We start from the raw sequence: 8254 nt of genomic DNA, 5'->3' as shown, positions 1-8254 counted from the left end.
CGGAAGCGCCGCGCAGGTCGGAAGCGCCGCGCAGGTCGGAAGCGTCCCGTTCGGCCGTCCGGTCGCCGAGGGGCGGCTCCGGAGCCAGGATCCCGGCCACCCGCAAACCGCGCGCCAGCGCGCGCTCCCCGGCGTACGCCTCCCTCTGCTCCCCGGCCGCGCACCTCACCGCGGGCAACCGCGCCCACACGGTCTTCCGGCCGGTGCGGTACGTGATCCCCCACGCCTCGCAGAGCGCGCCGACGAGCCGCAGGCCGCGCCCGTACTCCGGGGTGTCGTGGGGCGCCTCCGGCTCGCCGCCGCGCGGGGCCCTGGACGGGTGGTGGTCGGAGACCTCGACGACGAGGGCGGTCGTCTGCGGGGCGTCGCCCTCCAGCCGGCACTCCATCTCGACGTCGGTGCCGGCGTGCACGACGGCGTTGGTGACGAGTTCGCTGACGACGAGCGTGGCGTCGTCGCTCAGGCGGTCGGTGACGTGCTCGGCGCCGGGCAGGCCGAGGCCGATCCACTCCGCGAGCGCCTCGCGCACCAGGGCGCGGGCGGCTCCCGGCGCGACGGGGCTGCCGGGCAGGGTCGTGTGCGCCCGCGCGCACTCCCGTGCGGGCGCCTCGGAAACGGCCGCGGGCGCCGCGCGGCCGGAAGCGGAGGCGCCCGGCGCACGCTCGGAAGCGGACGCGGGCTCCGTGCCGGCCGGTGCGCAGGCGTCGGCGGGGGGCGCCTCCGCAGCCGGTGCGCGCTCCTCGAAAACGGGCCCCTCCTGAACGGGCACGGACGTCTCCCCAGCGTGTGCAGGCGCGTCTGAGGCACGGAAAGCGGTCTCCCGTTGCGTCGGAATGGCCCCCATGGGCGGCTCCCCGGGCAGTTCGTACGAATACGCCACAGTCGATGCCGACAGAGTGACAGACCGACCACGCCCATAAGCGCCGAGTTACCGAAGTGGGCCGCCATGAGTGAGAACCGCGCTACTCCTGTGGTCGAAGACCGGCACGAAGACGGTCAGATTCGTGCATCCGATCTCCGTCCCCGGGTCGCCCCCGCGGCGAACGCCACGCGCGTGCTGGAGGCGGTGGCGGGCGGCGATCTGACCCGGCGGGTCGGTCTGCACGACCGGTCCCGGCAGTTGCGCGGCGATCTCCACTCGATGGCGTCGCGGCTGACGGCCCGCCGCTGGTGCGCGCCCGTTCCGGCGAGGAGGCCATGGAGGCCCCGCTGCGCCGGCCGATCGCCCTGATCCTTGGGACATCCGGATGCCGGGCAGGGACGGATTCGAGACGGCCGCCCGCGTCAAACGCCTGACCCAGACCCGGGAGGTGCCTACCGCAGGGGCGGAGAGGTGAAGCGCCTCCGGGCGGAGGTCCAGCGGTCCCGGCGCCGGGTGGGAGACGTCCCGTAGGGGCCCGGGGCTGTACCGATGCGCGGCTCCGCCGCGTGGGCGCGACCGGCCACCACGGGCCCGCAGCCCCGGGCCACCCCCTACGCTTCGCGCGACCCCTCGTACATCTCCTCGATCAGGTGCTTGTACTCCCGCTCCACCACCGGCCGCTTCAGCTTCAGGCTCGGCGTGATCTCACCGTGCTCGATGTCGAGATCCCGCGGCAGCAGCCGGAACTTCTTGATCGTCTGCCAGCGCTGCAGCCCCTCGTTGAGCTGCTTCACGTACCCGTCGACCATCTCGACGGTCTGCGGCGCCGCCACGATCTGCGCGTACGACTTCCCTTCGAGCCCGTTCTCCTTGGCCCACTCGGTGATCGCGATCTCGTCGAGCGCGATGAGCGCCGTGCAGAAGTTCCGGTCGGCCCCGTGCACGAGGATGTTCGACACGTACGGGCACACCGCCTTGAACTGCCCCTCCACCTCCGCCGGCGCGATGTACTTGCCGCCCGAGGTCTTGATGAGGTCCTTCTTGCGGTCGGTGATCCGCAGGTACCCGTCCGGCGACAGCTCCCCGATGTCGCCGGTGTGGAACCAGCCGTCCGGTTCCAGCACCTCGGCGGTCTTCTCGGGCAGCTTGTGGTAGCCCTCCATGATTCCCGGGCCGCGCAGCAGGATCTCCCCGTCGTCGGCGATGCGCACCTCGGTGCCGGGCAGCGGCTTGCCGACCGTGCCGGTGCGGTAGGCCTCGCCCGGGTTCACGAAGGACGCCGCCGAGGACTCGGTGAGACCGTAGCCCTCCAGGATGTGGATGCCGGCGCCGGCGAAGAAGTAGCCGATCTCGGGTGCGAGGGCGGCCGAGCCGGAGACGCAGGCGCGCAGGTTGCCGCCGAAGGCCTCCCGGATCTTGGCGTACACCAGGGTGTCGGCGACCTTGTGCTTCGCGTTCAGCCCGAACGGCACGGACGCGGTCCCGGTGCGCCGGAAGTTGTCCTGGGAGACCTTGGCGTACTCGCGGGCGACCTCGGCGGCCCACTGGAAGATCTTGTACTTGGCCCCTCCGCCCGCCCGGGCCTTGGCGGCGACGCCGTTGTAGACCTTCTCGAAGATGCGCGGCACGGCCGCCATGTACGTCGGCCGCACCACCGGCAGGTTCTCGATGATCTTGTCGACGCGGCCGTCGACGGCGGTGACGTGCCCGACCTCGATCTGGCCGGAGGTGAGCACCTTGCCGAAGACGTGCGCCAGCGGCAGCCACAGGTACTGCACGTCGTCGCCGCTGACCAGCCCGGTCGCGGCGATCGCCTTCGCCATGTACGACCAGTTGTCGTGCGGCAGGCGCACGCCCTTGGGGCGGCCGGTGGTGCCGGAGGTGTAGATGAGGGTGGCCAACTGGTCCTTGGTGAGCGCGCCGACCCGCTCCTTGATCAGGTCGGGGTCCTTCTCCAGCCGCGCGGCGCCGCGCTTCTCCAGCTCGTCGAGGGTCAGGATCCAGTCGGCGGTCTCGGCGCCGGCCGCGTCGATCACCACGACATGGGTCAGCTCGGGCAGCTCCGCGCGCTTCGCCTTGGCCTTGGCCAGCTGCTCGGCGTTCTCCGCGATGAGCACGCGGCTCTCGGAGTCCGACAGGATGTACGCCGACTCGTCGGCGTTGGTCTGCGGATACACCGTGGTCGTGGCGGCGCCGGCGCACATGATGCCGAGGTCGGCCAGGATCCACTCGACCCGGGTGCTGGAGGCGAGGGCGACCCGCTGCTCGGGCTGCACGCCCAGCTCGATCAGGCCGGCCGCGATGGCGTGGACCCGCTCGGCGGCCTGCGCCCAGGTCAGCGACTTCCACTCGTCCGGCCCCTGCCCGGAGGACGAGGGGACCGGATACCGGTAGGCCTCGGCGTCCGGCGTGGCCGTCACGCGCTCCAGGAAGAGGCCCGCCACGGACGGCGGACGGTTCTCGATCAAAGTCTGTGTGTCGCTCACGACATCCTCCGGGGCCCGCGACAGTGCGGCTGGCTCAGGTGCGGCTGGTGGACACTCACGAGGCGTCACGAGGCGCAGGTCACACCCCGTTGTTTAACTCGTGAGTAACTATCGAGCAGGGATCAGAGTAAAGGCCGGCCGGCCGCCACGTAAGGGGCCGCGGCCTGTCACTTCGTACAGAGAGCTACCCCGTGCACGCGCAGGGCCCGCCGCACTTTCGTACGGCGGGCCCCTGTTCCACCCGGTTTGGGGTGTAACCCACGGTAATCCGCGGTTACTTCTTGCCCTTGCCCGATCCCGCGCTGTCATCGCTCGACAGGACGGCGATGAAGGCCTCCTGGGGAACTTCCACGGAACCCACCATCTTCATCCGCTTCTTGCCCTCCTTCTGCTTCTCCAGCAGCTTCCGCTTACGGGAGATGTCACCGCCGTAGCACTTGGCGAGGACGTCCTTGCGGATGGCGCGGATGGTCTCGCGGGCGATGACCCGGGAGCCGATGGCGGCCTGGACCGGCACCTCGAAGGCCTGCCGCGGGATCAGCTCCTTGAGCTTGGCGACCAGCCGCACACCGTAGGCGTACGCCTGGTCCTTGTGGGTGATCGCCGAGAAGGCGTCCACCTTGTCGCCGTGCAGCAGGATGTCGACCTTGACCAGGCTGGAGGTCTGCTCGCCGGTGGGCTCGTAGTCGAGCGAGGCGTAGCCGCGGGTCTTGGACTTCAGCTGGTCGAAGAAGTCGAACACGATCTCGGCGAGGGGCAGCGTGTAGCGGATCTCGACCCGGTCCTCGGAGAGGTAGTCCATGCCGAGCAGCGTGCCGCGCCGGGTCTGGCACAGCTCCATGATCGAGCCGATGAACTCGCTCGGCGCCAGGATGGTGGCCCGGACGACCGGCTCGTAGACCTCGGAGATCTTGCCCTCGGGGAACTCGCTCGGGTTGGTGACCGTGTGCTCGCTGCCGTCCTCCATGACCACGCGGTAGACCACGTTCGGCGCGGTGGCGATCAGGTCGAGCCCGAACTCGCGCTCCAGCCGCTCGCGGATCACGTCCAGGTGCAGCAGGCCGAGGAAGCCGACGCGGAAGCCGAAGCCGAGGGCGGCGGAGGTCTCCGGCTCGTACACCAGCGCGGCGTCGTTGAGCTGGAGCTTGTCCAGGGCCTCGCGCAGCTCGGGGTAGTCCGAGCCGTCGAGCGGATACAGCCCGGAGAAGACCATCGGCTTGGGGTCCTTGTAGCCGCCGAGGGGCTCGGTGGCGCCCTTGGACTGGCTGGTGACCGTGTCACCGACCTTGGACTGGCGGACGTCCTTCACGCCGGTGATCAGGTAGCCCACCTCGCCGACACCGAGGCCGTCGGCGCCGAGCATCTCGGGCGAGTTGGTGCCGATCTCCAGCAGCTCGTGCGTGGCGCCCGTGGACATCATCTTGATGCGCTCGCGCTTGTTGAGCTGCCCGTCGATGACGCGGACGTACGTGACCACACCCCGGTAGGAGTCGTAGACCGAGTCGAAGATCATGGCGCGCGCCGGGGCGTCCTTGACGCCGACCGGGGCCGGGACCTGCTCGACGACCTTGTCCAGGAGCGCCTCGACCCCGAGCCCGGTCTTGGCGGAGACCTTGAGCACGTCCCCGGGGTCGCACCCGATGAGGTGGGCGAGCTCCTCGGCGAACTTCTCGGGCTGCGCGGCCGGCAGGTCGATCTTGTTCAGCACCGGGATGATCGTGAGGTCGTTCTCCATCGCCAGGTACAGGTTGGCGAGGGTCTGCGCCTCGATGCCCTGGGCGGCGTCGACCAGGAGGACCGTGCCCTCGCAGGCGGCGAGCGACCGCGAGACCTCGTAGGTGAAGTCGACGTGCCCCGGGGTGTCGATCATGTTCAGGATGTGCGTGTTGGTCTTGTCGTGGGTCGGGGCCCACGGCAGACGCACCGCCTGAGACTTGATCGTGATGCCACGCTCGCGCTCGATGTCCATGCGGTCGAGGTACTGGGCGCGCATCTGCCGCTGCTCGACCACTCCGGTCAGCTGGAGCATCCGGTCGGCGAGCGTGGACTTGCCGTGGTCGATGTGCGCGATGATGCAGAAGTTGCGGATCAGAGCCGGGTCGGTACGGCTCGGCTCGGGCACGTGGCTGGGGATCGCGGGCACGCAGGGTCCTGATTCTTGAGGCGTCCGCAGTGTCTGCGGTCTCGGGTCGGATCGATACGTAGCCTCCATCGTCCCACGGGTGGGGACCATGGACGGGTTTGGGCCGGGAATGCACCCGCTGGTAGCCTGGGTGGCTGTGTCTCCTGCCCTCTCGCACGAGGCACTACCTCAAGAAATCACCCGGTGCGGATCCGTGCGGCCTCGTGCGGCCTCGTGCCAGAACCTGAAAAGGCTCATTCGTGGCGAACATCAAGTCCCAGATCAAGCGGATCAAGACCAACGAGAAGGCGCGGCTGCGCAACAAGGCCGTGAAGTCCTCCCTGAAGACCGCGATCCGCAAGGCCCGCGAGGCCGCTGCCGCGGGTGACGTCGAGAAGGCCACCGAGTACCAGCGCGCTGCCGCGCGCCAGCTCGACAAGGCCGTCTCGAAGGGCGTCATCCACAAGAACCAGGCTGCCAACAAGAAGTCGGCGCTGGCTCAGAAGGTCGCCGCGCTCAAGGGCTGACGTTTGATGTGACGCCGGAGGGAATCGAGCGGGCCCTCTCTCATCCGCTCCCGTCCGGCACCCCTCGGATCCGCGCGCGGCCTGCGTTCGCCACGCGGGCGCGGATCCACCTGATCGAACCGTAGGCCGGGCCTCCTCCTGTTCCCCATGGGAGGGCGCCCGGCCCTCGGCGTGTTCAGGACCAGAACTCGTTGTTCCTGTCGATGTCCTCGACGCACTCGTCGAGGTCGGTGACCTTGTCGCCCACGATCCGGAAGATGATGCAGCCGGTGTCGTCCAGTCGCCTGCCGCCCCGCTCGGCCGTGAAGCGGGTCATGCCGACCGCGTGACCGCGGCCGTCGACGGCGATGCCGATCAGTTCGGCGCGCATCGTCCCGTCGGTCTCGGCGCCGAGTCGCTCGTACATCTCGATGATCGAGTCCACCCCTTTGAAGTCGCCCGACAACGGGTGGTTCCCGGGCACGTGGTGGGTGGCGTCCCCCGCCATCATTCCGCGCAGGGTGTCCATGTCACCGCGGGAGAAGGCCTCGAATCCCTTGCGGACCAGCGCTGCGTGCGGGTGTTCAGCCATGTCCCTCGCCACCTCTCCGTCGCTTGGCGATGTCCGGCTGACACTCCCGATTCTCCCTCCGGGCCGCCCGCACGGCATGTTTCGCAGTACAGCGGCACATCCTGTGCCGATATGCCCGAGACAGCCCCGGCAGCTTCCCCTCACTGTCGTCTCACTGTCGCGAAAACCAGGCGCCGCGCCCGCTCACCCCGTGCGCCCTTGCCTGGGTGGTTCCCCTCGACCTCGGCGATCCCGTCCCGCGTGCGCAAGCCGGGAACGCCGACCGATCGGTCAGCCCTGGTACTTGACCCGCACCGGGGTTTCGGTGACGGACCTCGTCAGGCCCGGCCCCGGGAGCGAGCCGCCCTCGCGATCGTGACCACCGCCTTCTCCAGGGCGTACTCGGGGTCGTCGCCCCCGCCCTTCACCCCCGCGTCCGCCTCGGCCACCGCCCGGAGCGCCACCGACACACCGTCCGGCGTCCATCCGCGCATCTGCTGCCGCACCCGGTCGATCTTCCACGGCGGCATTCCCAGCTCCCGGGCGAGATCGGCCGGCCGGCCCCCGCGCGCCGACGACAGCTTGCCGATCGCCCGGACGCCCTGCGCCAGCGCGCTCGTGATCATCACCGGTGCCACCCCGGTCGCCAGCGACCAGCGCAGCGCCTCCAGCGCCTCAGCCGCCCTGCCCTCGACCGCCCGGTCGGCGACCGTGAAGCTCGACGCCTCGGCCCGGCCGGTGTAGTACCGCCCGACGACCGCCTCGTCGATCGTCCCCTCGACGTCCGCGACCAGCTGCGACACCGCCGAGGCCAGCTCCCGCAGATCGCTGCCGATCGCGTCGACGAGCGCCTGGCAGGCCTCCGGTGTGGCGGACCTGCCCACCACGCGGAACTCCTGCCGCACGAACGCCAGCCGGTCCGCCGGCTTCGTCATCTTCGGGCAGGCCACCTCGCGCGCGCCCGCCTTGCGCGCCGCGTCGAGCAGGCCCTTGCCCTTGGCCCCGCCCGCGTGCAGCAGCACGAGGGTGATCTCCTCGGCGGGCGCCCCGAGGTAGGCCTTGACGTCCTTGATCGTGTCGGCGGACAGGTCCTGCGCGTTGCGCACGACCACGACCTTGCGCTCCGCGAAGAGCGACGGGCTCGTCAGCTCGGCGAGCGTGCCGGGCTGCACCTGGTCCGGGGTGAGGTCCCGTACGTCCGTGTCGGCGTCGGCGGCCCTCGCCGCGGCCACCACCTCCTGCACGGCACGGTCGAGCAGCAGCTCCTCCTGGCCCACGGCGAGCGTCACCGGGGCGAGGGGGTCGTCATTCGCAGTCTTCCTGGGCATCGCGCCCAGCATCCCACGCGCCACTGACATCACCCGGGCCGGCCGCGGCTCTAGGGCTCTTCCCGCCAGCCCTCCCACTCGCCCGCGAAGCGGTCCAGCTCCTCCGCGTCCAGCCGCTCCTCCTCATCCCGCAGGACGACCAGCCACTGCGCGTCCTCGGCGTCGTCCTCCCCGGCCAGCGCGTCCCGCACCAGCCGCGGCTCCTCGACGACCCCGAACCGCTCCCGCAGCGCCTCGGCCACCTCCTCGGCGGCGTCCCGGTCGGGCAGCACCAGCACATGTCGCACGTCACTCACGCCGGACATTGTCCGACACCACCGCGGGGACCGGGACACCACGTCCCTCACCCCGATTGCTCGACGCCGTCGCTGCTCCACCC

General features: G+C 70.5%; 7 protein-coding genes and 2 pseudogenes. 3 read left to right on the top strand and 6 right to left on the bottom strand.

What is annotated here, in order from left to right:
- Positions 1-769 (bottom strand): ATP-binding protein (locus tag RIN80_RS23930; protein ID WP_375141791.1); only part of this gene is annotated, 769 nt, incomplete at its 3' end.
- A gap of 177 nt (positions 770-946) precedes the next feature.
- Here RIN80_RS23930 and RIN80_RS26625 point away from each other — a divergent pair.
- Positions 947-1144 (top strand): annotated as a pseudogene (locus tag RIN80_RS26625) (hypothetical protein); the annotation flags it as partial.
- Between the two features lie 20 nt (positions 1145-1164).
- Positions 1165-1316, top strand: a pseudogene (locus tag RIN80_RS23925) (response regulator); the annotation flags it as partial.
- A 157-nt stretch (positions 1317-1473) separates the two neighbouring features.
- On the opposite strand, the gene RIN80_RS23920 reads toward RIN80_RS23925, so the two are convergent.
- Positions 1474-3348 carry an AMP-dependent synthetase/ligase gene (locus RIN80_RS23920; protein ID WP_309097707.1) on the bottom strand — a complete coding sequence of 625 codons (1875 nt, stop codon included), beginning with the start codon at positions 3346-3348 and terminating at the stop codon, positions 1474-1476.
- A 274-nt stretch (positions 3349-3622) separates the two neighbouring features.
- Positions 3623-5491, bottom strand: coding sequence for a translation elongation factor 4 (gene lepA / locus RIN80_RS23915; protein WP_309097706.1), 1869 nt, complete (start codon positions 5489-5491; stop codon positions 3623-3625).
- A gap of 239 nt (positions 5492-5730) precedes the next feature.
- Here lepA and rpsT point away from each other — a divergent pair, with 239 nt between their 5' ends.
- Entirely contained in the window at positions 5731-5997 is a 267-nt protein-coding gene (gene rpsT, locus RIN80_RS23910; protein WP_010042013.1) for a 30S ribosomal protein S20, read from the top strand.
- 175 nt (positions 5998-6172) lie between these two features.
- On the opposite strand, the gene RIN80_RS23905 is transcribed toward rpsT, so the two are convergent.
- The 3 genes from RIN80_RS23905 to RIN80_RS23895 form a co-directional block, all read right to left on the bottom strand.
- On the bottom strand, positions 6173-6568 hold the full coding sequence (locus tag RIN80_RS23905; RefSeq protein ID WP_309097705.1) for a nuclear transport factor 2 family protein: 396 nt from the start codon (positions 6566-6568) through the stop codon (positions 6173-6175).
- Between the two features lie 317 nt (positions 6569-6885).
- Positions 6886-7875: a DNA polymerase III subunit delta gene (gene holA / locus RIN80_RS23900; RefSeq protein ID WP_309097704.1), complete on the bottom strand. Its 990-nt coding sequence runs from the start codon at positions 7873-7875 to the stop codon at positions 6886-6888.
- 50 nt (positions 7876-7925) lie between these two features.
- Positions 7926-8171 carry a hypothetical protein gene (locus tag RIN80_RS23895; protein ID WP_309097703.1) on the bottom strand — a complete coding sequence of 82 codons (246 nt, stop codon included), beginning with the start codon at positions 8169-8171 and terminating at the stop codon, positions 7926-7928.
- Positions 8172-8254: the final 83 nt, after the last annotated feature.

The organism is Streptomyces sp. (assembly GCF_031181705.1).
Taxonomy (GTDB): Bacteria; Actinomycetota; Actinomycetes; order Streptomycetales; family Streptomycetaceae; genus Streptomyces.
This window is presented reverse-complemented; position numbering and strand designations above follow the sequence as displayed.

Coding starts and splice junctions, on each gene's coding strand:
- holA (WP_309097704.1), bottom strand. CDS start 7,875: ATGCCCAGGAAGACTGCGAATGACGACCCCCTCGCCCCGGTGACGCTC.
- RIN80_RS23905 (WP_309097705.1), bottom strand. CDS start 6,568: ATGGCTGAACACCCGCACGCAGCGCTGGTCCGCAAGGGATTCGAGGCC.